Origin of the sequence: Paraburkholderia phytofirmans (genome assembly GCF_046028095.1) — a bacterium.
Lineage (GTDB): Bacteria > Pseudomonadota > Gammaproteobacteria > Burkholderiales > Burkholderiaceae > Paraburkholderia > Paraburkholderia phytofirmans_A.
The window spans coordinates 758429-785360 of sequence record NZ_JAQQDJ010000002.1; the positions used below are offsets into that span (position 1 = coordinate 758429).

Consider the following 26932-nt stretch of genomic DNA (forward strand, 5'->3'; position numbering starts at 1 on the left):
CGTGCCCCTCATTTTCCGCAGGAGCATGGACATGACACTCGGCGATACGATCAAAGGCATGGTCGGCATGGATCCAACGGGACATGCCGATCCCGACATGAAAGCGGTGCTCGACGCGCTCAAGAGTCTCAACCCGAAGCCCATCGAAGATTGCACGGTGGAGGAGGCGAGGCAGCAGCCCACGCCCGCCGACGCCGTCAAAAAACTCATGCAGGACCCGGCATTCAGCGCGCGGCCCGCGCTGGAACTGGAAGCGGTGCGCACCCAGGACATCATGATTCCGGGCGCGGCCGGCAGCATTGCGGCGCGCGTCTACACGCCGCAAGGCGAGGGGCCGTTCCCGCTGATTCTGTATTTTCACGGCGGCGGCTGGGTGATCGCCGATCTCGATACCTACGACGCCACGCCGCGCTCGATGGCCGCGCAGAGCCGGGCCATCGTGGTGTCCGCGCACTACCGGCAGGCGCCCGAACACCGCTTGCCGGCCGCCCATGACGACGCGTTCGCCGCATGGGGCTGGCTGATCGGCAATGCGACGAGCCTCGGCGGCAACCCGGACAGGATCGCGATCATGGGCGAGAGCGCCGGCGCCAATCTGGCGATCAACGTATCGATCCGCGCACGCAATACCGGCATCCGCATGCCGATGCATCAGGCGCTCATCTATCCGGTGGCGAGCAACAACATCGTGTCGATCTCTTATGAAGAGAACCGCAACGCCAAACCCCTGAACAAGCCGATGATGCTGTGGTTCATGCATAACGTGATCAACAGCGAGAGCGATCTCACCAGTCCATTGATCGACGTGGTGAGCGCGGATCTGTCACGCTTGCCGCCGGCCGTGATCGTGACGGCCGGCATCGATCCGCTGCGCTCGGATGGCGAGAAGCTCGCGCAGAAACTGCACAGCGCGGGCGTGCCGGTCGAGCATCGCAATTATCGGGGCGCGACGCACGAGTTCTTCGGCATGGCAGCGGTGGTGCAGGCGGCGCGCGACGCGCAGGCCTTCGTGTCGCTCGCGCAGCGCCAGGCGTTCGGTGGGGCGCCGCTGTGAGGCGGTGAGCCGGCCGTCATTCGCCGATCAGATGCAGCACGATGTCCCGCTGCTGCGTATGACGGCGATGCTCGAACAGATACAAGCCTTGCCATGTGCCGAGCACCATCTGCCCGTGTTCGACCGGCACCGACAATTGCACTTGCGTGAGCGCGGTGCGCAAATGGGCCGGCATGTCATCCGGGCCTTCGGCGTCGTGTTCGTAGCGCTCGGCGTCTTCGGGCGCGAGGCTCGCGAAGTAGCGTTCAAGATCGCGCTGCACCGAAGGGTCGGCATTCTCCTGAATCAGCAATGAAGCGGACGTATGGCGGCAAAACAGCGTCAGCAGGCCGATGTCGATGGTCTGCGCGGCGACGAAGCGGCGCGCTTCGTCGGTGAATTCGACGAGGCCGCGGCTGCGAGCCTTGACGCTCAGATGGTGGATGGCTTGTCGCATGATAGTTGGCGGGTGGACATGGCGCGGCGCACGAGACGCGGCATCCGCCGCTAGAGCTCAGAGCGACGTCAGAACGTCCGCCACTGCCGCGGCGCTGGCCGGGCGGACCACGCGCGCGACTTCCGCGCCGTCGCGCATCAGGATCAGCGTGGGCCACAGTTTGACCTTGAACGAGCGGCCGAGCGGCCGGCCCGGGCCGTCTTCGATCTTCAGATGCCTGAGGCCGTCGTGCGGTTCGAGGGCCTGGGCAATCGACGCCTGCGCGCCCTGGCAGTAGCCGCACCAGTCCGTGCCGAATTCGACGAGAGTGGCGCCCGGCAGGGCGTCGAGTTGGGCTCGTGAGGGGGCTTTGGAAGAATAGGCTGTCTGGGTTGCCATGCGTGCTCCGGAGCGGTTTAACCTGTGCAGGCAGGAGTTTGCGCCGTCGTGGCGTCCCCTGCGGATGGATTTGCCAAGAGTAGCAGCTATGCGCGGCATCGTCAGTGAACGTGGCTTCGCCCGAATGCGCGGTGCGGTACGGGGCGGCTTAGTGCGCGGCGGTGTGATTTCACGCAAACTCATATTCTTGCCGGCATGGCGTGTTAAACATTCGTCCGGGTGTCGCCGTCGCGCGGCGAATCATCGAGGACGGAAAGAAAAGAAATGGGCGAAAAGATTTATCTGCGGTATCCCGGCAAGGACGAAACGGTCGCGGTGGCCACCGGCTTCAGCTGGGGCGCTTGCCTGTTGGGTTTCGTGTGGGCGTTGTCGAAGAAGATGTGGTTTGCCGCTTTCGTCATGCTGGCGATCAACCTGCTGCTTTTCTGCTCGGGTCTATGGGGCGAAACTGCCGACCTGATCGGACTCGTGCTGTCGGTGCTGTTCGGTATCGCTTGCGGGATGTATGGCAATCAGTGGCATCGCTGGACGTTGGAGAAACGCGGTTATGTCGTGCTGTAAGCCGCGGTCGGGAGCGTCGCGCGGGAGTGGATATTGCTTGTTCCACGCCGCACGTGCAGGCACCGAAACCAAACAAAGAGATCGAAGCGAGCGCCGTCAAACAGATTCCCAAACCGCGTCATGGAGGCACCCATGCCCAATGCAGTTGCTCCACGCCGTTGCACCTTGTTGTCCAGCCTGCTGCGCCGCAACCTGACCGGCGCGGCGCTGGCCGTGTCGCTCGGCATTGCGCCGCTTGCATATGGCGCCGACCCGAATGCAGCGCCAGGCGCCGGCATGAGCGGCGCACCCGGCGCGTCGAGCGCCACCGCAGCGGCGACGTCCGCACCGGCAGCACCCGCGGCGTCGGCACCCGACGACACCTTCCTGCTCACCATCTTCCTGCGTCACGACGAGTCCAAGCCGCTGCCGAAGATCAACGACCAGTTGCGCGCACAAGGTTTCTTCAAGACCTTTCCGCCGCCCGGCATCGAAGTGGTGTCGTGGTACGTGATGATGGGCATCGGCCAGGTGGTCACGCTGCGCGTGCCCGCGAGCCGTCTGCGCGAAGTCAACCGGGCGATCGAAACAACCGCATGGGGCGGCTATCGCACCGAGTTTTATCCGACCTACGACTACAAGGCGCAAGCGCAGCAAATGCGCGCAACGGAAGGCAAGTAGCGTGCTCCACGCCGTCAGCCTTGCGGCGACCTTGTGGCCTTTAATTTTGGGATGCGGTGGCGCGGGTTTACGCGCCCGCGAGCTAAGCCGATAATGCCCCGGTCGTTCCGGCCACGAAGTGTGCGGCGTGCATCGCGCGTCGCAGGCTCGCTTTCCCTGACCCACCGCCCCTCGTGTTAAAGACCTCACGTTTTTTCGATCTACTGCGCATTCCCGGCTTCAAGCCGCTCGCCGCCGCGACGCTCATGCTCGGCGTGGCGATGTCGTTCACCGCTCCCTATCTCTCCCTGTTCGGCGTCGAACGCGCGGGCATGACGCCGTTCAGGCTCGGCGTGTTCATGACGCTGATCGCGGCGAGCGGGGTGCTCGCCAGCACCTTCGCGGGCCGCTGGAGCGACGCGAGCGGACGGCACCGGCCCTTGCTGCTGGCCGCGCTGATCGCCGCGGCGCTCGGCTATCTGTGTTTGTGCGTCGTGCGTGATTACCGGCTGCTGCTGGTGGTCGGCATTGTCTTTATCGGCGCGGGCGGTTCGGCCATTTCGATGGTGTTCTCGTTCAGCCGCGCGGCCTTGCCGGTCGCGGACCCGGCGGAGCGGGTGTTCGCCAGCGCGACTTTGCGGACCATTCTGTCGGCGGCGTGGGTGTTCGGGCCGTCGGTGGGCGCGCTGGTGCTCGCCGCCAGCAGCTTTTACGGGCTCTTCCTGTTCGCCGCGGCCAGTTTCGGCGCGTGCGCGACGATCGTCTGGCGCATGCGCGAGCCGCAAGGCCATCTCGGCGATCACACGGTGGAAGACACCGCGTCGGAGCCGTCGGCCTCGATCACCGTGCCGCCGCTGACCACGCCCGGCGAAGAGGCGCACGAGAATCTGCCGGGCGTCGCCTCGGCCAACGACATCGGCCGCGCGGTCGCCGCGCTCACGCTGCTCGGCCTCGCCGCGAACGCGACCATGATCGTGCTGCCGCTCTATATCGTGCACGGGCTGAACGGCACGCATCTGGATGTATCGATCATGCTCGGCCTCGGCGCCTTGATGGAGATTCCGATGATGCTCGCGCTCGGCGCGAAGTCGTCGGCGCTGCACAAGCCCAACTGGCTCGCCGCCTGCGCCGCGGTGCACGCGGTGTATTTCGTCGGCATGTCGCTGGCGGGCGGCGTCCATGTGCTGATCCCGATGCAGATGCTCAACGCCTTCGTGGTCGCCGTGACTTCGTGCCTCGGCATGACCTATGTGCAGGACCTGATGCCGCACGCGCCGGGCCGCGCCACCGCGCTGTTCTTCAACGCGGCGCGCGTCGGCTCGATTCTCTCGGGCGTGCTGTCGGGTTTGCTGGTGCAGGCGTTCAGCTATCGCGGCACGTTTCTGTTCTGCGGCCTGCTGGCGCTGTGCGCGCTGGTGCTGTTCGCCGTGCCGGGCTATCGTTATCCGTTGATGTGGGAAGCCGTGAAGCGTTTTGCGCGTTCGCAATACGGCAAGCTCCAGGCCAGACAACGGCAGCGCTAGGCGCACCGGCTGCATTCACATAACGAACTGTAAGAAGGCGGTCAGCCGAATCGAAGCCTGTGCGCGCGCCTCGCCTGGCAATCCAGCGCAACCGCAACCGCAACCGCAACCGCAACCGCAACCGCAACCGCCAGGAACTTTACGCCGCGCAAAACCTCTGCAAAAGGGCGTATCGTCTTTCGATGCATACGGCGGCTGCCCGCTTCGCTGCAAGAGCGCTTCAGGGCTGCTACCGTGTGTCCGGCGCACGCGAAAAAATACCACTACAGTGAGCTTAGCCACGCGCGAAACCTGGCGCCGCGACTGAAGCGCTCAGCGAAAACGCAGCAGAGCCGCAGTAGAACGAAGCAAATCGTCGAAGCACATCCAGCAGCGCAACGAGGCACTTTCCGGAGCGAGATATGCAGCTAGGCATGATTGGATTGGGACGCATGGGCGCCGACATGGTGCGGCGCCTGACGAAGGGCGGTCAGCAGTGCATCGCCTACGACGTGCAGCCGGCGGCGGTCGAGAAACTGAAACAGGACGGCGTGGCGGGCGCGGCGTCGCTGGAAGACCTCGTCGCGCAGCTCGACAAGCCGCGCGCCGTGTGGCTGATGGTGCCGGCCGCCGTGGTCGACATGACGCTGGAGAAACTCGTGCCCTTGCTGGAGCCGGGCGACATCGTGATCGACGGCGGCAACTCCTATTACCACGACGACATCCGCCGCGGCACCGAACTGGCCGAGCGCAAGCTTCACTATGTGGACGTCGGCACGAGCGGCGGCGTGGCGGGCCGCGAGCGCGGCTACTGCCTGATGATCGGCGGCGAGCCGGAAATCGTGAAGCGGCTCGAACCGATCTTCGCGACGCTCGCGCCCGGCGCCGGCTCGGAGCCCACTACACCGGGCCGGTCCGCCGGATCGAGCACCGCGGAGCAGGGCTTCCTGCATTGCGGGCCGCAGGGTGCGGGGCACTTCGTCAAGATGGTCCACAACGGCATCGAGTACGGCATGATGGCCGCGTATGCCGAGGGCCTGAATATTCTGCATCACGCCGACGCCGGCAAGCACGCGCGCGAGGCCGACGCCGAAACCTCGCCGCTGCGCCGTCCCGAGTTGTATCAATACGATCTGAATCTCGCCGACGTCACCGAGGTCTGGCGGCGCGGCAGCGTGATCAGTTCCTGGCTGCTCGATCTGATCGCCGGGTCGCTCGTCAGCGACGTCGATCTGAAGAACTACGCAGGACGCGTATCGGATTCGGGCGAGGGGCGCTGGACCGTGGCGGCCGCCATCGACGAGGGTGTGCCTACGCCGGTGCTGAGCGCGGCGCTGTTTGCGCGTTTCAGCTCGCGCGGCGAGGCGGATTTCGCGAACCGGGTGCTTTCGGCCATGCGCGCTGATTTCGGTGGCCACGCCGAGAAAGCGGCCACGCCGGCCGATAAGCCGAAAAGCTGATTCCAGGGAGCCGCGATGCCAGCCACTACCTCTACGCCGCACGACGTCGTATTTCTGTTCGATTGCGACAACACCCTGCTGGACAACGACCATGTGCTCGCGGATCTGCGCGCGCACATGATGCGCGAGTTCGGCGCGGAGAACAGCGCGCGGTACTGGGAAATCTTCGAGAACCTGCGCGCCGAGCTCGGCTATGCCGATTACCTGGGCGCCTTGCAGCGGTATCGCTCGGAGCGTCCACGGGACACGCGGCTGCTGTTGATGTCGTCGTTCCTGATCGAGTATCCGTTTGCGAACCGCTTGTATCCGGGCGCGCTGGATGCGCTCAATCATGTGGGCAAGCGCGGCCCCACGGTGATCCTCTCCGACGGCGACGTGGTATTCCAGCCGCGCAAGATCGCCCGCTCGGGGCTATGGGACGAGGTCGAAGGGCGGGTGCTGATCTACATCCACAAAGAGTTGATGCTCGATCAGGTGATGGAGTGCTATCCCGCGCGCCACTATGTGATGGTCGACGACAAGCTGCGCATTCTGACGGCGATGAAAAAGGCGTGGGGCGCAAAACTGACGACGGTGTTTCCCCGCCAGGGGCATTATGCGTTCGATCCGAAAGAGCTCGCCAGCAATCCACCGGCGGACGTGACGGTGGAGCGGATCGGCGAGTTGGCGGAGATCGACGTGGAGTCTTTATTGGCGGAGAAAGGCTAGCAGTTCGCGGCGCTTGCGCATCTCCATGTGCTGTCACGCATAGGGAGATGCGAGAGCGCCGCGTGCCAATGACGGTTCGTTTTATGAACCGAGCTCCTTCAGGCGCGCTTGTGCATCGCCGGCGCCCATGCGGCCGGCCGCATCCATTGCCGTCACGCCGTTCGCGTCGCGAGCCTTCGGGTTGGCGCCATGCGCAATCAGCAACTCCATGATCGCCGTGCGATTGAACATTGCCGCAATCATCAACGCGGTGCGCCCGTCCGGCGACGCGCCTTCCACATCCGCGCCATGCGCGAGCAAGGTTTCGATCACCTTGTCGAAGCCCTTGAAGGCCGCGCCCGCAATCGGCGTCTGGCCGTTGTCGTTACGCAGATTCGGATCGGCGCCGCGTTCGAGCAGCGTTCGCACGGCATCCGCGTGACCGTGGTAGCTGGCGAGCATGACAAGGCTGTCGCCTTTGTCGTTGCGCAGATTCGGCGGCACGCCTTTTTCGATCACTGCCGCAAGCATGGCGGCATCGCCGCTGCGCGCAAGGTCGAAAACCTGATGCGCCAGTTCGAGCAACTCCGGATCGATCGGCTGGCCGGAGGGCGGGGAAGTATCAGCGTGGTCCGTCAATGGAAACTCCTTGCAATGAAGCCGGACGCCCCAGGACTCGGGAAGGCAGGAGAACCTGTGTGAAGGCGCCGGGAAGATTGCTCAGGATACACATTTTGCGCCGGCGACGCCCACGCAGCGGCACTCAGGCGTGGCCGAACAGTTTGACCAGCAAGCCGAACACGCCGATCAGGATGGCGACGCCCCCGAACAGGATCACGAAGGTCAGAACGAGGATCAACGGCGCTTTGAGGCGGCTGGGTGTCGGCATGATTGAGCGTTAGGGTAAGAGGCGAGCAAGGGGGGGGCGCCAGATGCGGTCCGCCGTTGCGCATGCAGCATCAGGAGCTTAAAGGCATTCACTTAATATGCGCTTAAAGTCTAGCGCATGCGGTGTGAGGCCGACGGTTGCGGCTGTCGCGAAGTCGTAGTTGGATCAAGCTTTGGGCGATTGCGTCGAACCATGCGGCGCGCTTCCTGTCACACTGAGGCTCATCGGACAAGGGCGCTCACGCCCGCCGCCAACACGGGACGCTACCCGTACGCTTTTCTAGTGTCGTTCGCGTGACAGCATGACCGGCGTTGCTGATTGCTTTCACGCCGGCCGCCTCGCGAACCACCATTGCCGCATTCGCCAACCTGCCTGACAGTCCTTTTCAAGGAGTGACACCATGGCTGAAGCAACCTCCCAACCCACGCCGCCGCAAACTCTAGACGCCGACACGCTGCGCAACATGGATCGCTACTGGCGGGCCTGCAACTACCTCTCGGCCGGCATGATCTATCTGCGCGACAATCCGCTGCTGCGCGAACCGCTGAAGCCCGAACACATCAAGAACCGCCTGCTGGGCCACTGGGGTTCGGACCCGGGGCAGAGTTTCCTGCTCGTGCACCTGAACCGGCTGATCAAAAAGCTCGATCTGAATGTGATCTACGTAGCCGGTCCAGGTCATGGCGCACCGGCCACGCTGGCCAACTGTTATCTGGAAGGCCACTACTCGGAAATCTATCCGGACCGCAGCCAGGACGTAGCCGGCATGCAGCGCTTCTTCCGGCAGTTCTCGTTTCCCGGCGGCATCGGTTCGCATTGCACGCCGGAGACGCCGGGCTCGATTCACGAAGGCGGCGAACTCGGCTACAGCCTCTCACATGGCTACGGCGCCGCGTTCGACAATCCCGATCTGATCGTCGCGGTGATGATCGGCGATGGCGAAGCGGAGACCGGTCCGCTCGCTACTTCGTGGCACTCGAACAAGTTCCTCAATCCGATCCGCGACGGCGCGGTGTTGCCGGTGCTGCATCTGAACGGCTACAAGATCGCCAATCCGACCATTCTCGCGCGCATTCCCCGTGAAGAACTCGAGGCCTTGCTGACCGGTTACGGCCACAAGCCGTATTTCGTCGAAGGCGACGATCCCGCCGTCATGCATCAGCAGATGGCCGCGACTTTGGAGCAGTGCATCGGCGAAATCCGCGCGATCCAGCAGCATGCGCGTGAGAACAACGACGCGTCGCGGCCGCGCTGGCCGATGATCGTACTGCGTTCGCCCAAAGGCTGGACCGGTCCGAAGGAAGTCGACGGACACAAGGTGGAAGGCTCGTGGCGCGCGCACCAGGTGCCCGTGCTCGATCCGGCGACCAATGGCAAGAGTCTGAAACTGGTCGAGAGCTGGCTGCGCAGTTACGAGCCCGAGACGCTGTTCGACGAAGCAGGGCGCCTCGTGAAAGAGCTGCGCGAACTCGCGCCCGAAGGCGCGCGCCGCATCAGCGCCAATCCACATGCGAACGGCGGTGTGCTGTGCAAGACGCTCGCCATGCCGCCGTTTCGCGATTACGCGGTGGCAGTGAAAAAGCCAGGCGGCTCGTACACTTCGCCGACCGAGGTGCTCGGCAAGTTCCTGCGCGATGTGATGCGCAACAACATGACGAACTTCCGCGTGTTCGGTCCCGATGAGACTTCGAGCAACAAGCTGACGGCGATCTATGAGGCGTCGGAAAAAACCTGGCTCGCGCAAACCGTGCCGAGCGACGCGGACGGCGGCGAACTCGCGGTAGACGGCCGCGTGATGGAAATGCTCAGCGAACACACGCTCGAAGGCTGGTTCGAAGGCTACGTGCTGACCGGCCGCCACGGCCTGTTCGCCACGTACGAAGCGTTCGTCCACGTGATCGATTCGATGTTCAACCAGCACGCCAAGTGGCTGGAGAAATCCAAACGCGATCTCGGCTGGCGTCAACCGGTGCCGTCGATCAACCTGCTGATCACGTCGCTCGTGTGGCGTCAGGATCACAACGGCTTCACGCACCAGGACCCCGGCTTTCTGGATGTCGTCACGAATAAAAGCCCGGACGTGGTGCGCATTTATCTGCCGCCGGACGCGAACTGCCTGCTGAGCGTCGCCGACCATTGCCTGCGTTCGCGCGATTACGTCAACGTGATCGTCGCCGACAAGCAGCCGCATCTGCAGTATCTCGATATGGACGCGGCTGTTACGCATTGCACCAAGGGCATCGGCATCTGGGATTGGGCGTCGACGGATCAAGGCGTCGAGCCTGACGTGGTGATGGCCTGCGCGGGCGACATCGCGACCATGGAGGCGCTCGCCGCGGTGCAGATTCTGAAAGAGCAGTTCGCCGATCTGAAGATCCGTTTCGTCAATGTGGTCGATCTGTTTCGCCTGATGCCCGAGCATGCGCATCCGCACGGTTTGTCCAACCGCGATTTCGATTCGTTGTTTACCGCTGACAAGCCGGTGATTTTCAACTTCCACTCGTATGCTTCGCTGGTTCACAAGCTGACCTATAACCGCACGAATCACGACAACCTGCATGTGCACGGCTATCACGAGAAGGGCAACATCAACACACCGCTGGAGTTGGCGATCATCAACCAGGTCGACCGTTTTTCGCTGGCGATCGACGTGATCGATCGCGTGCCGAAGCTGCGCGGTGTCGGCGACCATGCGAAGGAATGGCTGCGCGGCCAGATCATCGAGCATCTGGCTTATGCGCACGCCGAGGGCATCGATAAGGAAGAGATCCGCAACTGGACGTGGAAAGGCTGAGCGAGGCATGGCCATGCAAACTCAAGGCTTCACACAGGACCAAACGATTCTGGTGTTGAACAGCGGTTCGTCGTCGCTGAAGTTCGGACTGTTCCGGCACGCGGGCGATGACGAATCCCTGCTGCTGGAAGGCAGTGCCGAAGGTATCGGGCGCGACGACGGCAGTTTGCGGATCAAGTCGCCCGAAGGCCGCGTGCTGGTGCAGCAGGAGCGCGTGCTCGAATCGCAGATCGACGCGTTGCAAAAGCTCGCGCAGGTGCTCAAAGAACAGCACCATGCCCGGCCTGCGGCGGTGGGGCATCGGGTGGTGCATGGCGGACCGCATTTGCGCGCGCATCAGCGCATTACCGCCGACGTGCGCCGTCAACTGCATGATGCCGTGCACTTCGCGCCGCTGCATATTCCGCCGGCGCTTGCGTTAATCGACGAGGCTGAAAAGATTTTCGACGACGCACCGCATTTCGCCTGTTTCGACACGGCGTTTCACGCGACGCTGCCACCGCGCGCGGCACACCTTGCGTTGCCGCGCCGTTACGCGGAGGCCGGCGTGATGCGCTACGGCTTTCACGGGCTCTCGTACGAATCGCTGGTGACGCGGCTCGGCGCCGACTTGCCCGCGCGCGCGGTGTTCGCACATCTCGGCAACGGTTCGAGCGTATGCGCATTGCGCGACGGTAGATCGATCGATACGTCGATGGGTTTGACGCCGACCGGCGGCGTGCCGATGGGCACGCGCAGCGGCGATCTCGATCCGGGCGTGCTGCTGTATCTGATGCGCGTGGAGAAGCTCGATGCCGCCGCATTGGAGACGCTGCTGAATCGCCAGAGCGGTCTCGCCGGTTACGCAGACGGCGAAAGCGATATGCAAGCGCTGGAAAAACGCGCCGCGACGGGCGATGCGAATGCGTCGCTGGCGCTCGATGCATTCGCGACCGCCGTGCGCAAGACGATCGGCGGTTATGCGGCGTTGCTGGGCGGAATCGATTTGCTGGTGTTTACCGGCGGCATCGGCGAACACAGCCAGGAGATTCGCAAGCGCGTATGCGACGGGCTGGCTTTCATGGGGCTGACGGAAAGCGATCCGGCCGGCAAGGTGAGAGCGATTCACACCGAAGAGGAAAAGCAGATCGCGCGGCATTGCCACACGCTGCTGCATCAGGCAACGCAGGGCTGACCTTCATTTAGCCTTGACGACGGTGTGATCCGATACGCCGGTTACGCCGAACAGGCGTGTCACGTCTTCGAGCGCCGCGGTGCGTTGCTGGTCGCGTTCTAGCTCGCCACGCAGTGTGATGCGACCGCGCGAGACGTGGACTTTTACGGCGTGTTCGGGGACCGCGGCGTCCCAGGCAAGACGCCGAGTCGCCTCCGCGGCGATCTGCGCGTCGCTCAAACGTGCGCTGTCTGCCTTGTGTTTCTCTGCTCGGGCGTGAGGCATGGGTTTCTCCGCTGTGCTGATATGTATGCCGAGAACACTAGCAGAACTACGGGATTTTGTAGCCGGCAACAGCAGCCATGCCGAGGCATGGCCAATGCCTGGATCGGCTATATTCGACGCCACTGCCCAACTTCCGCTCACAAAGGAGAACGCCGTGCCCGCCTTCACAACGCTGCTCGCCTTCGGCCTGGTCTCGCTCGGCATGGTGCTCACGCCGGGTCCGAACATGATCTATCTGATCTCGCGATCGCTCTGCCAGGGGCGGCGCGCGGGTCTTATCTCGCTTGGCGGCGTCGCGCTCGGCTTCGTGTTCTACATGTTCTGCGCCGCGTTCGGCATCACCGCGCTGCTGTTGACGGTGCCGTACGCGTACGACGCGTTGCGCTTCGGCGGCGCGCTCTATCTGTTGTATCTGGCATGGCAGGCGGTCAAGCCGGGTGGCCGCTCGCCGTTCCAGGTCCGCGATCTGCCGCACGACAGCCGCCGCAAGCTCTTCACCATGGGCCTCGTGACCAACCTCGCGAATCCGAAGATCGCGGTGATGTACCTGTCGCTGCTGCCGCAGTTCATTTCGCCGGGGCACGGCAGTGTGCTTGCACAATCTATCGCGCTTGGCTGCGTGCAGATCGTCATCAGCGTGACGGTCAATGCGCTGATCGCGAGCATGGCGGGTTCGATCGCCGTGTTTCTCGGCGGGCGGCCGGTGTGGCTGCAGGTGCAGCGCTGGCTGATGGGCACCGTGCTCGCCGGACTCGCGGTGCGCATCGCGCTCGATTCGCGTCGCTGAGCTGTCTCGAGGCGCGCTATCCGTTGCGCGCCCTGAACACCCAGCCATTGAACAGCGCCCCGCAAAGCATCAACGCGCTGGTGATGAGAAACACCGACGGCATGCCGAGATGCGCGCCGGCAAAGCCGCCCGCGAGCGGCCCCGCCACCTGTCCCGCGTAATTCGCCGAGGTCGCATAGCCGAGTATGTAGCCGGCCGAGCGGTCGGGCACGTTGTGGCGGATCACGCTCGTGATCGACGGCAGCAAGCCGGCCAGCGCGAGACCCATCAGAAAGCGCAGCGCCACCAGTTGCCAGCCGCTCGTGACGAACGCTTGCGGCACCAGCAAAGCCGCGCACACCGCGAGACACGCCACGATCACCTTAGGCGCGCCGATGCGGTCGGCGAGACGGCCGACACGCGAAGCCGCCAGCACGCTGCCCAGCGCCGAGGCCGACATCACGAAGCCCGACACCAGCGTGACATGCCGTGCGTCGTGCACCAGTTGGCTGACATACACGGTGATGATCGGCTCGATCGACATGTTGGCGAACATCAGCAAGCCGGAGGTGAACAGCATCGCCAGCACGGGCCGCAGATCGGGCACGCTGGCCCAGCCGGTCGCCGCGTCCGCGTGGTGCGCCTTGCCGCGCGTGCGATCCACGGGTTGCTCCTTGACGAGCAGCGTGGTCGCGATGAACGAGCAGAAGATCATCGCGCCGGCAATGAAAAACGTGTTGCGGATGCCGATCAGCGGCGGCAGCGCGCCGCCCACCAGCGGACCGACCAGACTGCCCGCCATCACACCGGAGGCCAGCGTGCCGAGCGCCCAGCCGGTGCGCGAGCGCGGCGTCTGCGTGGCGATCATCACGGTCGCGCCCGACGCATAACCGCCGACCAGCCCCGCCAGAAACCGCAGCCCCACCAGTTGCCAGACATTCTGCGCAAGCCCGAGCAGGGACATCACGATGGCCATGCCGAGGCTCGCGCGAATCAGGATCAGCTTGCGTCCGTAGCGGTCGGCCATGCGCCCCCACAGCGGCGACACCAGCGCGGCGGCGAGGAAGGTTGCGCCGAATGCGACGCCGGACCATTGCACGGCGGCGGCGGCCGAATGGACGCCGAGTTGCTGCACATAGAGCGGCAGAAAGGGCAGCAGCAGGGTCATCGCCACGATGGTCGTGAACGAGCCGAACAGACAGACATAGAGATTGCGCTGCCAGTGCGGCGCGCCGTCGGCGGGAGTGGTCGAACTCATCGAGGCAGGATGGGATGCGGGCGAATGACGTCGGGCCGCGGCGAGCGGCGAAGAACCGATTGTGCCTGAGAGCGGGCAACTGGATCGACCAGGCGGGCAGGGGCACAGCCGATCAAAGAGCCTTGGAGCGACGCAAAGAGAGCAGGTTGATAACGCCGGCCGGCGCAGTCGCGGTTCTGACCTGAAAGTCGGCTAACCATGAACCGGGTATGCTGACTGCTCATGTTTGGCCGCGCGGCACGCGCGCCCGCTGCATTCTTATCTCGAACACAAAGGCCCGCCCATGTCCGACTTTCCTATTGACAACCCGTTTCTCGAATCGCTCGGCGTTCGCCTCACGCAATGGCGCGATGGCTACGCCGAACTGCTCATGCCGATCGATGCGAGCAAGCTCAATCGCCAGGGCGTGCTGCAAGGCGGCGCGATCGCGACGCTGCTCGATGCGGCGGCGGGCTATGCGGGAATCTTTGCGGAAAGCGGCGCACCGGCGCGGCATGCTTTCACGCTCTCGCTGACCACTAACTATCTCGACAAGGGACTCGGCGAGTCCGTCACCGCGAAGGGTTTTCTGGAGCGCGCGGGCCGTTCGATTTTCTTCTCACGCGGCGAGGCCTGGGTGGACGGCAAGCTGCTGATCGCCAGCGCGCAGGGCACGTTCAAGTATTCACGGACGACTTGAGGCGCACACGCTTATAGCGCCTTGTACATGATGGTGGTCGCATCGAACTCATGGGTGTGCGTGCCGCGCGCGTATCCGGGGATCACACCGGCCGTGCGATAGCCGAGGTCCGAGTAAAGCGGCTCCGCGTGATCGCCGGTGCGGGTGTCGAGCGTGAGCAGGCTGCGTTGCAGCACAGCAGCATGGCGTTCGAGCTCCGTCATCAGCGCCCGCGCGATGCCCTGGCGGCGGAAGCCCGGATGGACCAGCAGCTTGCGCACTTCGGCGCGATGCCGCTGATTCGGCATCGTGTCGTAGTCGAGTTGCACGGTGCCGGCGATCGTCTCGCCTTGACGCGCGACCAACAGCACCAAACCGCCGGCATGCAGCGAAGGCAATACTTTGCCGCGCCAGAATGCTTCACTTTCCTCGACATCGCACGGCATCACAAAGCCGACGCTCGCGCCGTCATGCACGCAGGCGCGCAGCAGCGCGCCGAGTTCGGGAAGATGACGCACGAGGTCGTCGGCGGTAAAGGTGGTGATGTTGGTGATGGCGGTCTCACGCATGCTCTGGCTCACACGATGAAGAGAAGGTAGCGGGCGCCGCTGTGCGCGGGCGTCTCGAACGCGCTGGGGCCGAACAGTTGATAGCGCAGGCAGTCGCCCGGTTGCATGTCGTGGCTCTGCCCGTCGACGGTGATGTGTAGTTGCCCGTCGAGCAGGATCAGATGATGTTCGAGCCCAGGACGCGGCGACGCGTCGTAGGTGATCTGCACGCCCGCGTCGAGTTCGCATTCCAGCGCCTCGCCGCTTAGCGCCTGCGCGGGCGGCGACACGGAGCGCCGCCGAAAGCCGACGCTGGCGTCGGTCCAGAGCGGTTGGGCAGCGCGTGGCACGAGCGGCGCGAAGTCTTCCTCGACCATGTGCATCAGGCGCGACATCGGCAGGCCGTAGGCCACGCAGAGCTTGCCGAGCACGCTCGCCGTCGGGCTCACGGCGGCGTTTTCGAGGCGTGACAAGGTCGCGCGGCTCACGCCGCTGAGTTTGGCGAGATCGTCGAGCGACCAGTTGCGCTCGGCGCGCAACGCCCGCAGCCGTTGCGCGATGCGGCGGTCGATGGCGTTGTCGTCGGAGAGTGTGGTTTCCATATTCGGGAAATTATCTCGAATATGGAAACGAGTCAAGCGGGAGAAAAATGTTGGCCGCTCGACGGAAGCCGCGCGCCAGACTTACTCGTGCCGGGTCATGCGCAGCATCGACGTGTCGTAGCCGAGCGCGCGAACCCGCTCGACCAGCGCGTCCTTCACGCTCGCAGCGGGAACGGCCTCGCGCGTGAGAATCCATAGATAACGGCCGCTCGGCTCGCCGACGATCGACCAGCTATAGTCGTCAGCGTGATCGAGCACCCAGTAGTTGCCGAAGAAGAACGGCCCGAAGAACGACACCTTCAGTCTGGCATTCTCCGAGCCGGCGACCACTTTCGCTCGGCCTTTCGACACGTCGAGCGCTCCATTCACGCCGCCTTTATGGCAACTGTTGGTGACGTCGATCAGCCCGTCGTCGCGCGTGGCGTAGTCGGCGGTGACGGCTTCGCAATCGCGTTCGAAGCCGTTTTCATAGCGCGCCAGTTCGTACCATCGGCCGAGGTAGCGGCTCAGGTCGACGGGCTTGGCGGGCTCGGGCACGTGCGCGTTGCCGCTCTTGCCGGCGGGGCTCAGCGCGCAGGCGCCGAGCAGGCATACCGCGCCGAGCGCAAGTGAAAGGGCGCTCACGCGCAGCACCGATTGTCGGCGTAGGGCCATCGATTGACTCCATGAATAAAGGACTTCCTGTGGCAGCACGCGACATGCCAGGTGTGGCCACGCGCGTCACGACGCAGCCGAGATTCGCACACTCGCGCGCCTTGGGCCGTTTATCATAGTGCCCACAAACCAGAAAACGCCGGCCGGCTGTGCAACGGTAAGGCACCTCATCCACGAGACCCGGCGGCATTTGCCGCGACATCACTTATGAATTCCACTACCGACGCTTCTTCCCGTCCTTCGATCCGCGCGTTGACCTTGCTCGAAGGACGCGTGCTCGGCGTGCTCGTCGAGAAGCAGCACACGGTGCCCGACAGCTACCCGCTTTCGCTGAACGCGCTGACCTTGGGCTGCAACCAGAAAACCGGCCGCGCGCCGGTCATGAACGCCACTGAAGCCGAGGTGCTGACCGCCGTCGACGGCCTGAAGCGGCTGAGCCTCGTGATGGAAGGCAGCAGCAGCCGTGTGCCGCGCTTCGAGCACAACATGAACCGCGTGCTGGGACTGCCGAGCCAGTCGGCGGCGTTGCTCACCATCTTGCTGCTGCGCGGTCCGCAAACCGCGGCCGAATTGCGCCTGAACAGCGCGCGTCTGCATGGCTTCGCGGATATCTCATCGGTCGAGGCGTTTCTCGACGAACTCGCGGCCAACGACCCGCCACGCGTCGTGAAACTCGCCCGCGTGCCGGGCGAGCGCGAGAACCGCTGGACGCATCTGCTGTGCGGTGAACTGAGCGTGAGCGAATTGGCGCAGCCGGGCGAAGAAGACGACTCGGTGCCGCTGTCCGCGTTCGAAGCAGTCAAGGCCGAACAGAAGCGTCTCGCCGACGAAGTGAGCCGGCTGCAGACCGTGGTCCGCCGGATGGCGGCGGAACTGGGCATCGACGCTGCCGATCTCACAGCAGGCGAATAGAGTTCGCATGGCCTGCCGCGCATGACCTCACGCGCGGCAGGCGAGAAAGCGGCAAGCCTAGAACTTGTAGTTCACGGAAGCGAGCGTATTGAGTTCGAAGCGCTTTTCGGTGATCGGGCTGTTCGCGGCATCATGCTGAAGACGCCCGAAGGTCGCGGCGACCGAACCATTCCAGTGGCGCGAAAAATCATACGTCGCCATCGCGTTCATATGAATGTCCCGCACGCCCGCGCTCGTGCTGTAGGCGGGCAGTCCCGACGCGGCGCTTTGCTGGTCCGACACGCCGAAGAAGGTCCGTGTATACGTGCCGTTCGCCCACGTGAACCCCGGACCCACTGAAAACAGCCAGCCGCCCACCGGCGCCGACGCCAGCAAATCCGTGCTGACCGTCGTCCCTTGATGATGTCCGGCGATGTCCTGATACAACGCGACCGAGCCGGTGAATGCCCACCACGTGTAGTCGGCGAACAGCTTGAGCTTGGGGCCGCCGTCCACGTCGCCGAGACCGTGCAGGCGCGCATCGTCCGACTCCTTGCGCGACTGGAAATCGAAACTCAGCGCGGCGCCCAGGTGATACGCGGGGCTGCGCAGCACGTTCACGCCGAGCACGTCCGGGCCTTGTGAGAAGAAGCGGTCGTCGTAAGAGATATCGAGCGCCGGGAAGGGGATGTAGCTCAACTGCCGCGAGCCCGGATATTTCGGCGTTATGACGACGCCGGGGCCGGCGCCGATCTTCCATTTGCTGTCGGCGGCGGTGCTCATGCCAGCATCTGCACCAGCATTCGCGTTTGAAGCGGCGTCGTCCGCGTGAGCGGTTTGCGCCGCCGAAACACCCAGCGCCGCAACGAGCAGAAACGATACTCTCATTGGCTTCAAAAGTTTGCGCGCCGCCGTCATACGCGCTCCTTGCCGAGCGCCGCGAGTTGCCTGAGGCGGCGCGCCAGCGCCTTCGAGACGACCTGTTGTTTGCCGCCTTCGTCGCCGCTGTGAGCGGCTTCGCTTTCGCGCAAAAACAGCGCGGTTTCGCGCGCGACGATCTCGCGCTCGTTGTCCGACGTAATCATGTGATACGAATCATCCAGCCAGATCGTGCGCAGGAAAGCCGCGCCGATATGTCCGGCGACGAAGCGGGCATTGCGCGGGCTCGAGGTTTCATCGTCGATCGCATGGACGATCAGGCAATCGGTCTTGATGTCGCGCACCAGCGTGCGCACGTTCGACGCGAGGCGGCTCGCTTCGTGTAACGCAGGCAACGAGATCGTCGACGGCCCGACTTCGCTGAAATCGCTGCGCTGCATGGCGCGGGCGATCTTCGCCCGGAGCGCTTCGTTGCGCAAGCCGAACGGCGCGGCTTCGCGATAGCGCCAGCGTTTGCGCAGCGGCGTGTAGTACGCCCAGTTGAGCAGGAAGCGATACCACGGAATCGCCCAGCCGTCGTACGAGAGCGTGAGCGAAAGCAGCACCAGCGACTGCGCCTGCGGCCGGCGCTGCGCCAGCGCGAGCGCCAACGCCGCGCCGATCGACAGGCCGCAGATCGACACGCGCGCGAAACGCGCGGCCAGCGCGTCGTACTCGCGCACGGCGGCCTCGATCCACGTTTCCATCGCGGCTTCGTCGGAACCGGCGCTATAGCCGGGCAACAGCGGCGCGCAGGTGGTGAAGCCTTCGGCGTTCAGAAAGCGCGCAAGGAACCGCAATTCGAGCGGCGAACTCGAGAGGCCGTGCAACATCAGCACGGCGTGATCGTCGCCGGGGAAGAACAGGGCGCTCGGCTGGGCGGTGGGCTGGGCGGTGGGCTGGCTGGTCGGCTTGCTGGTCGGGTGGCTCACGGTTCAGGCTCCGATCCGCAACACGAGGAAGTCGCCGGCGTGCGTCGTGAAGCGCTCGCACACGCATTCGGTGAGCTTCGGCGCGCCGTCGCCGCTTTTCATGCGTACGCGATGGCTGCCCGGCCACATTCCCTTGCCAAGCCGCTGAATGTCGTCGGGATCGACATCGGCAAAGCGCGGGCCCGGAGCGATTTCATTGGGCAAACGCGGTAGCGCGCCTGGCGCCTTGACGTCGTCCACCTGCTGCAAGGCATTGCGCTCGAGCGCCTGAATAAAAATGAAGGTCTTGTGATGATGCGACAGATGCCGCAGCAGCCGATGCGTTTCATCGACGGCGCGCCGTGCCAGCATGCGTTCGTTATCGTGACGCAGCAGCATTTCATAACGCGACTGCGCGACCGAGGCGATGAGTTCCGCGCGAAACTGCGAGCGCCGCAAACGCTCGATCAGAACGATCACCAGCAGCGTGACGAGCGGATAGGAAATCAGCAGCGCCAGGTCCGCGCGATCGAATACGGTAATGTCCGCGTAAGGCGGCACGAATAGATAGTCGGCAACACACAGGCCGAGCAGCATGACCGTCAATGCCGGCGCCAGCCCGAAAAAATACTCGACCAGCGACGCCGCGATACAAAAGGCGGAGCCCGGCAGAAATGGGCCGATGAATGGGTGGAGCAACAGACGCACACCGGCGGCAATCGCCAATGCGGCAGCGGCGGTAAGCCAGGCGCGCGTTCCCCGTGGTGCCCAGCGTCGGGCGTTCTGAACTTCCATGATATGTATTTATAGGGAGCGACGGCGCTTCCCGATTGAGTGTGGCGTGCGCATTCAAGCGCAGGCCGGACAATACCATAAGCGCGCTGACTCAAAATCAGGCAAATGTAAAATTTGAATGTTCGGGCGCAAATGTTGTATTTCGATTGGCTGACAGAATAGACGCTGGTAAAGCGGACTATTTTCAACGTGCTGAATGATGAGGTATTCGAGCTTAAGTTTTGCTTAAGCGCAATTGGGGGCTTTGCGAGGGTTTTGGGCAGCACCCTTAAAATCGTGCGCGGCGCTTTCGCATCTAAGGTGCATGAACAGCGACGCAAGCCGGCACTTCCGCATTCGTAACGTACTTGTATTCGGTGTGTGCCGATTCGAGTTAAGGCTATTTACACATGACACAAAACATTTACGACGATCCGGTTCCGCATTAGTCGCCGCGCTTGCGTTGCGGATCCGCGGACAGCGTGCGCTGCGTGCGGTAGAAAACGCGCGGCGGCACGTTGGGCGAATCTTCGGCGAGCCGGTCGAGTTCGTCGCGGATAGCGGTGAGGTAGTGGCCGTCGCGCGCATCGGCATCGCCCGCGAAAATCGCTTCGAGCCGGCGGCGCACCGCGCCATAGCGTGCGCCGGCCGCGCGATGTTTCTCGGCGCGCTCGGCGTAGCGCAGGAACGTCTGCAACGCGGCGGAGACCGCGGCCGTCACGCTCACGAGGCCCACGAAGATCCTGAGTCCCGGCGAAACCGCCGACAGATTCAGCGACGCAAACACCGCCGTGCCCACGAAAGCGGTCAAGGCGGTCACTAGCCAGCCGACCTTGCGGTCGCGCGCCGACAGCAGATCGGCCATGTCGTAGTGGCTCATCTGGGATTCGCGCGCGCGCCGGATCCATTTCAACAGAAGCTGGTTCTCGTCGACCGGCGGCTCGTAGGCAGGCAAGTTCTTCATGTCGCTCGTCAGGGCTGTTCGGTTGCGCAAGCTTAGCGCATGCGTCTGACGATACTGTGCCACATGAAGCGGGCGCCCCCCGGCGGCAGTGGTCCTTATGCCGTTGCCGTGGCCGCTTCGGTTGCCAACACCGCTTCCCGCGCCACGCCGAAGCGCTCGTTATGCGCGTTGCCGTTCAGGTAAAAATCACCGATCGCGGCCTCGCGAATGATCGCGGGATTGTGCGACGCCAGCACACGTGCATTGCGCCAGTAGCGATCGAAACGGCGCGTCTCGCTGGTCGCCGATGCGCCGCCTACTTCGAACAGCAGCGTCGCCGCCTGCAATGTCTGCTCGATGACGATCTGTTGCGCCTGGAAGGTCTGGATGTCGAGGTTGATGTAAGTCTGTTCGGTGGTGCGGCCTTCCTGCCGCGCCACCGAGACGTCGTCGATGACACGCGCTAGCGACGCGCTGATGCTCTGCGTCGAGTAAGCCAGACTCGCGAGCCGCCCAACCACGCGATGCACGAGCGGATTGTCGCGCGGACTCGATTCGCCCGGCACACCGAAGGTGCGCGTTTTAGCTTGGGTGAACGCGACCGCGTCGCGCAGCGCCGCGCGGCTGATGCCCGCGAGGTTCGCGACATGTAGCGCCTGGTAGTAAGCCGTCAGCAGACTATTGCGACGCGGCTCGGAGGCGTTATAGCGGCGGTAAAGATTGTCGAGCGACACCGGCACGTGGGTGAAGCGCGCCGTGCCGCTGCCCGTGAGCCTTTGCCCGAAACCATCCCAATCGTCGATGCGTTCGACACCTGGCGTGTCGGCTTTGACGAGCACGCGCACATCGCTCTGGCCGTCGTGCGCGGTGACGTCCACCCAGTCCGCGTAGAGCGTGCCGGTGGTGTAGTACTTCTCGCCGTCGAGATGCCATGCGCCGTCGGTTTGCGTAAGACGCACGCTGTTGTTGGTGACGCCAGTGCGCTCCGACACCGCACCACCGACAATCTGACCTTGCGCAACACGTGTGAGCCAGCGGTCGCGCAGCGAGTCGTCGCTGTTTTCCAGCAGCGATTCGATAAAGCCGCCATGCACGCGCAGGATTTGCGGCAGATTCGAATCCGCTTCGCCGAGGCGCGTAACCAGCGCGAAGAACTGCGTGAGCGAGATGCCTTCGCCGCCGTATTGTTTGGGCACGCGCAGTTTGGTGTAGCCGGCTTCGCGCAGCCACTCGATGGGCGCATAGGCGAGTTCGCGATGCTGTTCGCGCTCGACCGCGCCCTCGGCGATACGCGCGAAAACCGGCGCGAAGCGGCGGGTCAGCGGGTCGTCGCCGAAGAGTTGCGCGGCGTCGGCAATGCTGTGATGCGGGTTTGTTGCTAGCTCAACTGCGGACATGGGTTCTCCGAAACGGGATGCGCGCGAGGCGCAATCAGAGAACGGTAAGGGACGCTGCCGGGTGCTAGCAACGAAGTATTTGGCCGATTCTTAGCAGCAGGAGTGAAATGGTTGCGACGCGCGCCGCGATAAGCGGCGCGGCTTATTTCAGTGCCGCCACCGCGCGCCTGCGCGCCAGCAATCGCACGGCAAGCAGACACACGCCCATCACGGTCAGCGACAACACCGTCGTCATGGTGCCCAGCGCGTAGATCACGGGCGTGGTCACCGACGTGGTGAGACCCTGAAGCTCGAGCGGCAAGGTGTTCTGATCGCCGATCGCCTGCGAGGTGCGGGCAATTTCGTCCCATGAGAGCGTGAAGCCGAACATGGCGACACCCACCACCGACGGTCCGATGATCGGCAACACGACATGCCGGAAGCTTTGCCAGGGCGTGGCGCCCAGATCGCGCGAGGCTTCTTCGTAAGCGGGATTGAAGCGGTTGAACACCGCGAACATGACGAGCAAACCGAACGGCAGCGTCCACGTCAGATGCGCGCCGAGTGCCGAAGTGAACAGGCCCATCGACGTGGTGTAGCTGTCGGCGAAAGACTGATAGCCCCACGCGGTAGCGAAGTACTTCACGCCGTTATCCAGCAGACGGAACGTCAAGCCGATGCCGAGCGACACGATAATGGACGGCATGATCAGACTGGCCACGGAAACATAAAACACCGCTGTATCGCCGCGAAATTTTCTGCGAAACGCGAGACCCGCCGCGACTGAAAACAGCACCGTCAGCACCGTGACCGCCAACGCGAGCCGCACGGAGCGCCCGAACGCACCCCAGATATCGACATCGCCCACACCGTTGCGCAGCATGGCGAACCAGTGCAGCGACACACCGCGCATCGGAAACGTGAGGCCGCCTTCGGGGCCCTGAAACGACAGAATGAAAATCGTGATCACAGGTCCGTAGAGAAACAGCACGAACAGGCCGAACAGCAGCGCGAGCCAATAGAAACTCGCCGGACGGCGCTCCCGATGTTTGACGCGACTGGCCTGCATTTTCACAGCTCCTTGCGAATATCGACGACCCGCGTCAAGCCCCATACGATCATCAGCACCACAGCCAGCAGCATGATCGCGTTAGCGGCCGCTGCGGGGAATTGCAGGTAGCCTGTCTGCACCTGAATGATCTTGCCCACCGACGCGATCTGCTGGCCGCCCATCACGCCGACGGTCAGGAAGTCGCCCATCACGATCGTGATGACGAAGATCGAACCGATCACGATGCCGGTTTTCGACAGCGGCAAGACCACGTCACGCACCACCTGCCAGCCGCTCGCGCCGGCATCACGCGCGGCTTCGAGGAGTGAGCGGTCGATGCGCATCATCGCGTTGAAGATCGGCACGATCATGAAGAACGTGTAGAGGTGAACGAAGGCGAGCACCACCGAAAAGTTCGAATACAGCAGCCATTCCAGCGGCTGATCGATCAGATGCGCGCCTATTAAGGCCTGATTGACGAGGCCGTTGCGTCCGAGCAGCGGCATCCACGAAATCATGCGGATCACGTTCGAGGTCCAGAACGGAATCGTGCAGACGAGGAACAGCACGGTCTGCATGCTCGTGGTGCGCACGTGGAACGCGAGAAAGTACGCGATCGAAAACCCCAGCAGCAAGGTCACCGCCCACACGATCGCGCAGAACTTGAGCGTCGACCAGTATGTCTTGAAGGTGACGCATACATCAGTCAGCGACGAACAGCCATTGAAGATCGCCGCGTAATTCTTCAGTGTGAACGCGGGAATGATCTGGTATTCGTTGAAGTCCCAGAAACTGACGATCAGCGTGATGACCAGCGGCACGATAAAAAACAGCAGGAAGGTCAGCGAGAGCGGTGTCGCCTGCAACCACGCCGGTGCGCGGCGGTGTTTGACGGGCTCGTCCTGCGCGTGCGAGGGAAGGTCGATCGTTGCCATGGGCGTATTTCTAAAGAATGGACTATGCGTTCATTCGGACAGGTAGTGACAACCGGCGTGTCGCGCGCCGGCTGTCATATCGAACCGCGGCGCCAATCAGGCCGCGATGAACTCGTTCCACTTCTGGACCATATAGATGTTCTCGTCCATCACCGCGTTCCAGCAGGCAATCGCGCCCATGCGCTGGTTGTACGAGCCGCCGTCGCGCACGGTACCGGTCTTTTCGAGCAACTGGCCGTCCGGCGCCTTGATGTCCTGCGCGGCCGGTTTGCCTTCGATCCAGTAGTCCCATTCGTAGGGCTGCATGTGCGTTTTTGCGGTCTCAAGCACGCCCGAGTAATAGCCTTGACGCATCAGGTACGCGCCGGCCCAGCCGTCCTGGAACCAGTTAACGAACTCATAGGCGGCGTCGAGCTTCTTGCCTTGCAGCGAACGCGGGAAGCCGAAGCCGGACGCCCACGAACGGTAGCCTTCCTTGAGCGGCTGAAACTTACAGGCAACGCCCATGGTTCGCACTTTCGTAACTGCCGGCGACCACATCGACTGGATCACCACTTCGCCCGAGGCCATCAGGTTCACGCTCTCGTTGAAGTCCTTCCAGAACGCGCGGAACTGGCCGGCGCGTTTTGCTTCGATCAGCATCTTGATGGTCTGATCGATCTCGGCTTTGGTCATGTTGCCTTTGTCGCCGTATTTCATGTGACCCATCGCCTCGATCGCCATGGCCGAGTCCATGATGCCGATCGCGGGAATGTTCAGCAGCGCCGCCTTGCCCTTGAACTGCGGATTGAGCAGTTCCGCCCAACTGTCGACGGGCCGCTTGATCAGGTCGGGCCGAATGCCGAGCGTATCCGCGTTGTAGGTGGTGGGAATCAGCGTCATCCATTCGGTCGGCGTCGCGGAGAATTCCGTGGAGCGCGGGCCGGTGAGGAACATCACTTTCTTCGGCGCGGTGCCTTGATCGCCGATCTTCTTGCCGTTGACTTCGCCGCGCGTAAGCACCGGCGTGATCTTGTCGGCGAGTTTGATGCGCTTCGCGTCCATGCCGGCCAGCGTGCCGGCCGGAATCAGCTTCTTGAGCGCGAAATATTCGGTGTCGACGATGTCGAACGAGTTTGGTTGCGTGATGATGCGTTTGGCGACGTCGTCGGTGGTCACCGGCACGTATTGAATCTCGATGCCGGTGTCTTCCTTGAATTTCTTCGCGATGTCGGCGCTCTGATTGACCGCCGTGCCGAGGTAGCGCAACGTGATTTTTTCCTGCGCGTGCACGTACGGAAAACCGGCAATGCCGGCCGCCGCCACCGCGCCCTTGATGAACGTGCGGCGCGACAGGCCTTTTTCCTTCACATCGGTTGCGGCCGCTGCCGGGCTTTCGTTCGCTTCACTCATTGCTTTCTCCTCAGTTGACGTTCGATTGACGTTTGGTTATTGCTTGTTCAGTGCGTGGGAACGCGATACTCACGCCGCGAGCGGATGCGCGTCCCGCTCTTCCCACCAGACCACCACGCGCGCCTCCGGACCGAGCCGCGCCGGGTCGTAATCGCCGTCGCTCACGAGCGAGACGAGTTCGGGCGAACCGTCGAGCGGGTCGAGCGTCACGCGCAGATGCGTGCCTTGATATTCGGCTTCACGCACGGTGCAGGGCACGCCGCCGATGCGCGTCATGCCGCTGTCGCCGCTCGCGTTCTGCACCGGCGTAATGCCATGCGGCACGACGCGCAGATGATCGGCGCGCACGGTAAACGAGCGGCCATTGGTATTGAAGACGTTGTGGCCGCCGAGGAATCGCGCGACGAACTCAGTGCGCGGACGGTTGAACACTTCATGCGGCGTGCCGCTCTGCTCGATACGTCCATGGCTCATCACCACGACGAGATCGGCCAGCGCCATCGCTTCTTCCTGCGAATGCGTGACGTGCACGAAAGTGATGCCGAGTTCTTTCTGCCAGCGCTTGAGTTCGGCGCGCATCTGCACGCGCAGGAACGGGTCGAGAGCGGAGAGCGGTTCGTCGAGCAACAGGCAGCCTGGCTGATTCAGCAACGCGCGGGCGAGCGCGACCCGTTGCTGCTGACCGCCGGATAGCTGCGCCGGTTTGCGTTCCGCGTACGCCGACATGGCGACCAGTTCGAGCAGTTCGCGAGCGCGTTTGCGTCGCGCGTCTTTAGCGATGCCGCGCATCTTCAGGCTGAACGCGACGTTGTCGAGCGCGCTCAGATGCGGGAACAGCGCGTAGTTCTGGAACACCATGGCCGTGCCGCGAGCGGCGGGTTCGGCGCGCGTGACGTTGCGGCCGGCAATCAGAATGTCACCGTCGGTGACCGATTCATGCCCGGCGATCATGCGCAAGGTCGAGGTCTTGCCGCATCCCGATGGCCCGAGCAGGCAGCAATACTGGCCACCGTCGATGCGCAGATCGATCGCGTCGACGGCGAGCGAGTCGCCATATTGCTTCGACACGTGCACCAGTTCGATGTCGGCAGCTTTGGTTTCGAGCACCGTTGAAGCAGGCTGAATCATGAAAGGGTGTCCTCGTGAGCGACGATAAAGCAAGGCGCAGAAAAAGCAATGCGGCGCCTGAACGAGACCAGGCAAATGCAAGACATGTGCCATCGTTTGCATCGCGATGCCCGATTGATTGCCGACGTGCCGGTGTGCTTAACGTCTACGAGTTGGCTCGCATATTGCAAACGATCCGCAGCGTCGATCGTTAGCGATTCCAACGATTTCTTTTGCGCGATCGCGGTGCGTGCCGGGTCCGTCACGGGGCATGAACTGTTCATTCCGGTTCATGCGCTCACGCGGCGCG

The 26932-nt window shown here is 63.5% G+C and carries 29 protein-coding genes; 11 read left to right on the forward strand and 18 right to left on the reverse strand.

What is annotated here, in order from left to right; translation table 11 throughout:
- Nucleotides 1–31 precede the first annotated feature (31 nt).
- Entirely contained in the window at nt 32–1054 is a 1023-nt protein-coding gene (locus PQR54_RS07890; protein ID WP_408244823.1) for an alpha/beta hydrolase, read from the forward strand.
- 16 nt (nt 1055–1070) lie between these two features.
- Here the strand turns inward: PQR54_RS07890 and PQR54_RS07895 are convergent, their stop codons facing one another.
- Together PQR54_RS07895 and PQR54_RS07900 are read right to left on the reverse strand one after the other, a co-directional pair.
- Nucleotides 1071–1490 carry a secondary thiamine-phosphate synthase enzyme YjbQ gene (locus tag PQR54_RS07895; protein ID WP_408244824.1) on the reverse strand — a complete coding sequence of 140 codons (420 nt, stop codon included), beginning with the start codon at nt 1488–1490 and terminating at the stop codon, nt 1071–1073.
- A gap of 57 nt (nt 1491–1547) precedes the next feature.
- A complete protein-coding gene (locus tag PQR54_RS07900; RefSeq protein ID WP_408244825.1) occupies nt 1548–1868 on the reverse strand; it encodes a thioredoxin family protein in 321 nt (106 codons plus the stop codon).
- A gap of 264 nt (nt 1869–2132) precedes the next feature.
- On the opposite strand from PQR54_RS07900, the gene PQR54_RS07905 reads away from it, so the two are divergent.
- From PQR54_RS07905 to PQR54_RS07925, 5 genes are all read left to right on the forward strand, one after another.
- Nucleotides 2133–2429: a DUF2628 domain-containing protein gene (locus tag PQR54_RS07905; protein ID WP_012427147.1), complete on the forward strand. Its 297-nt coding sequence runs from the start codon at nt 2133–2135 to the stop codon at nt 2427–2429.
- Nucleotides 2430–2561: 132 nt separating this feature from the next.
- Nucleotides 2562–3089: a hypothetical protein gene (locus tag PQR54_RS07910; protein ID WP_408244826.1), complete on the forward strand. Its 528-nt coding sequence runs from the start codon at nt 2562–2564 to the stop codon at nt 3087–3089.
- 173 nt (nt 3090–3262) lie between these two features.
- The gene (locus PQR54_RS07915) at nt 3263–4591 is read left to right on the forward strand and encodes a sugar efflux transporter (RefSeq protein WP_408244827.1); all 1329 of its coding nucleotides are present in this window, start codon (nt 3263–3265) and stop codon (nt 4589–4591) included.
- A gap of 401 nt (nt 4592–4992) precedes the next feature.
- On the forward strand, nt 4993–6030 hold the full coding sequence (gnd, locus tag PQR54_RS07920; RefSeq protein WP_494478641.1) for a phosphogluconate dehydrogenase (NAD(+)-dependent, decarboxylating): 1038 nt from the start codon (nt 4993–4995) through the stop codon (nt 6028–6030).
- Between the two features lie 15 nt (nt 6031–6045).
- The gene (locus tag PQR54_RS07925) at nt 6046–6738 is read left to right on the forward strand and encodes an HAD family hydrolase (RefSeq protein ID WP_408244828.1); all 693 of its coding nucleotides are present in this window, start codon (nt 6046–6048) and stop codon (nt 6736–6738) included.
- 81 nt (nt 6739–6819) lie between these two features.
- On the opposite strand, the gene PQR54_RS07930 is transcribed toward PQR54_RS07925, so the two are convergent.
- Both PQR54_RS07930 and PQR54_RS07935 read right to left on the reverse strand, forming a co-directional pair.
- A complete protein-coding gene (locus tag PQR54_RS07930) occupies nt 6820–7356 on the reverse strand; it encodes an ankyrin repeat domain-containing protein (RefSeq protein WP_408244829.1) in 537 nt (178 codons plus the stop codon).
- A gap of 124 nt (nt 7357–7480) precedes the next feature.
- Entirely contained in the window at nt 7481–7606 is a 126-nt protein-coding gene (locus PQR54_RS07935) for a hypothetical protein (RefSeq protein ID WP_408244830.1), read from the reverse strand.
- Between the two features lie 400 nt (nt 7607–8006).
- On the opposite strand from PQR54_RS07935, the gene PQR54_RS07940 reads away from it, so the two are divergent.
- Both PQR54_RS07940 and PQR54_RS07945 read left to right on the forward strand, forming a co-directional pair.
- Nucleotides 8007–10400, forward strand: a complete 2394-nt coding sequence (locus PQR54_RS07940; protein ID WP_408244831.1) for a phosphoketolase family protein — start codon at nt 8007–8009, stop codon at nt 10398–10400.
- A 13-nt stretch (nt 10401–10413) separates the two neighbouring features.
- A complete protein-coding gene (locus PQR54_RS07945) occupies nt 10414–11574 on the forward strand; it encodes an acetate/propionate family kinase (protein ID WP_408245014.1) in 1161 nt (386 codons plus the stop codon).
- 3 nt (nt 11575–11577) lie between these two features.
- Here PQR54_RS07945 and PQR54_RS07950 read toward each other — a convergent pair whose 3' ends face one another.
- Nucleotides 11578–11838, reverse strand: coding sequence for a BON domain-containing protein (locus tag PQR54_RS07950; protein WP_408244832.1), 261 nt, complete (start codon nt 11836–11838; stop codon nt 11578–11580).
- Between the two features lie 154 nt (nt 11839–11992).
- On the opposite strand from PQR54_RS07950, the gene PQR54_RS07955 reads away from it, so the two are divergent.
- The gene (locus PQR54_RS07955) at nt 11993–12625 is read left to right on the forward strand and encodes a LysE family translocator (RefSeq protein ID WP_408244833.1); all 633 of its coding nucleotides are present in this window, start codon (nt 11993–11995) and stop codon (nt 12623–12625) included.
- A gap of 16 nt (nt 12626–12641) precedes the next feature.
- Here the strand turns inward: PQR54_RS07955 and PQR54_RS07960 are convergent, their stop codons facing one another.
- On the reverse strand, nt 12642–13862 hold the full coding sequence (locus PQR54_RS07960) for an MFS transporter (RefSeq protein ID WP_408244834.1): 1221 nt from the start codon (nt 13860–13862) through the stop codon (nt 12642–12644).
- Nucleotides 13863–14145: 283 nt separating this feature from the next.
- On the opposite strand from PQR54_RS07960, the gene PQR54_RS07965 reads away from it, so the two are divergent.
- Nucleotides 14146–14541, forward strand: a complete 396-nt coding sequence (locus tag PQR54_RS07965) for a PaaI family thioesterase (RefSeq protein ID WP_408244835.1) — start codon at nt 14146–14148, stop codon at nt 14539–14541.
- An 11-nt stretch (nt 14542–14552) separates the two neighbouring features.
- On the opposite strand, the gene PQR54_RS07970 is transcribed toward PQR54_RS07965, so the two are convergent.
- The 3 genes from PQR54_RS07970 to PQR54_RS07980 form a co-directional block, all read right to left on the reverse strand.
- Nucleotides 14553–15089 (reverse strand): GNAT family N-acetyltransferase, encoded by a 537-nt coding sequence (locus PQR54_RS07970; RefSeq protein ID WP_408244836.1) that lies wholly within the window; start codon nt 15087–15089, stop codon nt 14553–14555.
- 8 nt (nt 15090–15097) lie between these two features.
- A complete protein-coding gene (locus tag PQR54_RS07975; RefSeq protein WP_408244837.1) occupies nt 15098–15670 on the reverse strand; it encodes a helix-turn-helix domain-containing protein in 573 nt (190 codons plus the stop codon).
- An 81-nt stretch (nt 15671–15751) separates the two neighbouring features.
- Entirely contained in the window at nt 15752–16324 is a 573-nt protein-coding gene (locus tag PQR54_RS07980; protein ID WP_408244838.1) for a lipocalin family protein, read from the reverse strand.
- A gap of 207 nt (nt 16325–16531) precedes the next feature.
- Between PQR54_RS07980 and PQR54_RS07985 the strand changes: the two genes are divergently transcribed.
- Nucleotides 16532–17236 carry a YceH family protein gene (locus tag PQR54_RS07985; RefSeq protein WP_408244839.1) on the forward strand — a complete coding sequence of 235 codons (705 nt, stop codon included), beginning with the start codon at nt 16532–16534 and terminating at the stop codon, nt 17234–17236.
- A gap of 57 nt (nt 17237–17293) precedes the next feature.
- Here PQR54_RS07985 and PQR54_RS07990 read toward each other — a convergent pair whose 3' ends face one another.
- From PQR54_RS07990 to PQR54_RS08030, 9 genes are all read right to left on the reverse strand, one after another.
- Nucleotides 17294–18103 (reverse strand): MipA/OmpV family protein, encoded by an 810-nt coding sequence (locus tag PQR54_RS07990; RefSeq protein WP_408244840.1) that lies wholly within the window; start codon nt 18101–18103, stop codon nt 17294–17296.
- Nucleotides 18104–18129: 26 nt separating this feature from the next.
- The gene (locus PQR54_RS07995; RefSeq protein WP_408245015.1) at nt 18130–18966 is read right to left on the reverse strand and encodes an alpha/beta hydrolase; all 837 of its coding nucleotides are present in this window, start codon (nt 18964–18966) and stop codon (nt 18130–18132) included.
- Nucleotides 18967–19068: 102 nt separating this feature from the next.
- Nucleotides 19069–19839, reverse strand: a complete 771-nt coding sequence (locus PQR54_RS08000) for a DUF4118 domain-containing protein (protein ID WP_408244841.1) — start codon at nt 19837–19839, stop codon at nt 19069–19071.
- Between the two features lie 424 nt (nt 19840–20263).
- Nucleotides 20264–20782 carry an SLATT domain-containing protein gene (locus PQR54_RS08005; RefSeq protein ID WP_408244842.1) on the reverse strand — a complete coding sequence of 173 codons (519 nt, stop codon included), beginning with the start codon at nt 20780–20782 and terminating at the stop codon, nt 20264–20266.
- Nucleotides 20783–20877: 95 nt separating this feature from the next.
- Complete coding sequence (locus PQR54_RS08010) at nt 20878–22158, reverse strand: acyl-CoA dehydrogenase family protein (RefSeq protein ID WP_408244843.1); 1281 nt, start codon at nt 22156–22158, stop codon at nt 20878–20880.
- 142 nt (nt 22159–22300) lie between these two features.
- Nucleotides 22301–23206, reverse strand: a complete 906-nt coding sequence (locus PQR54_RS08015) for an ABC transporter permease (protein ID WP_408244844.1) — start codon at nt 23204–23206, stop codon at nt 22301–22303.
- Between the two features lie 2 nt (nt 23207–23208).
- Nucleotides 23209–24123 carry an ABC transporter permease gene (locus PQR54_RS08020; protein ID WP_408244845.1) on the reverse strand — a complete coding sequence of 305 codons (915 nt, stop codon included), beginning with the start codon at nt 24121–24123 and terminating at the stop codon, nt 23209–23211.
- Between the two features lie 96 nt (nt 24124–24219).
- Complete coding sequence (locus tag PQR54_RS08025) at nt 24220–25515, reverse strand: ABC transporter substrate-binding protein (RefSeq protein ID WP_408244846.1); 1296 nt, start codon at nt 25513–25515, stop codon at nt 24220–24222.
- Between the two features lie 69 nt (nt 25516–25584).
- Nucleotides 25585–26643, reverse strand: a complete 1059-nt coding sequence (locus PQR54_RS08030) for an ABC transporter ATP-binding protein (protein ID WP_408244847.1) — start codon at nt 26641–26643, stop codon at nt 25585–25587.
- Nucleotides 26644–26932: the final 289 nt, after the last annotated feature.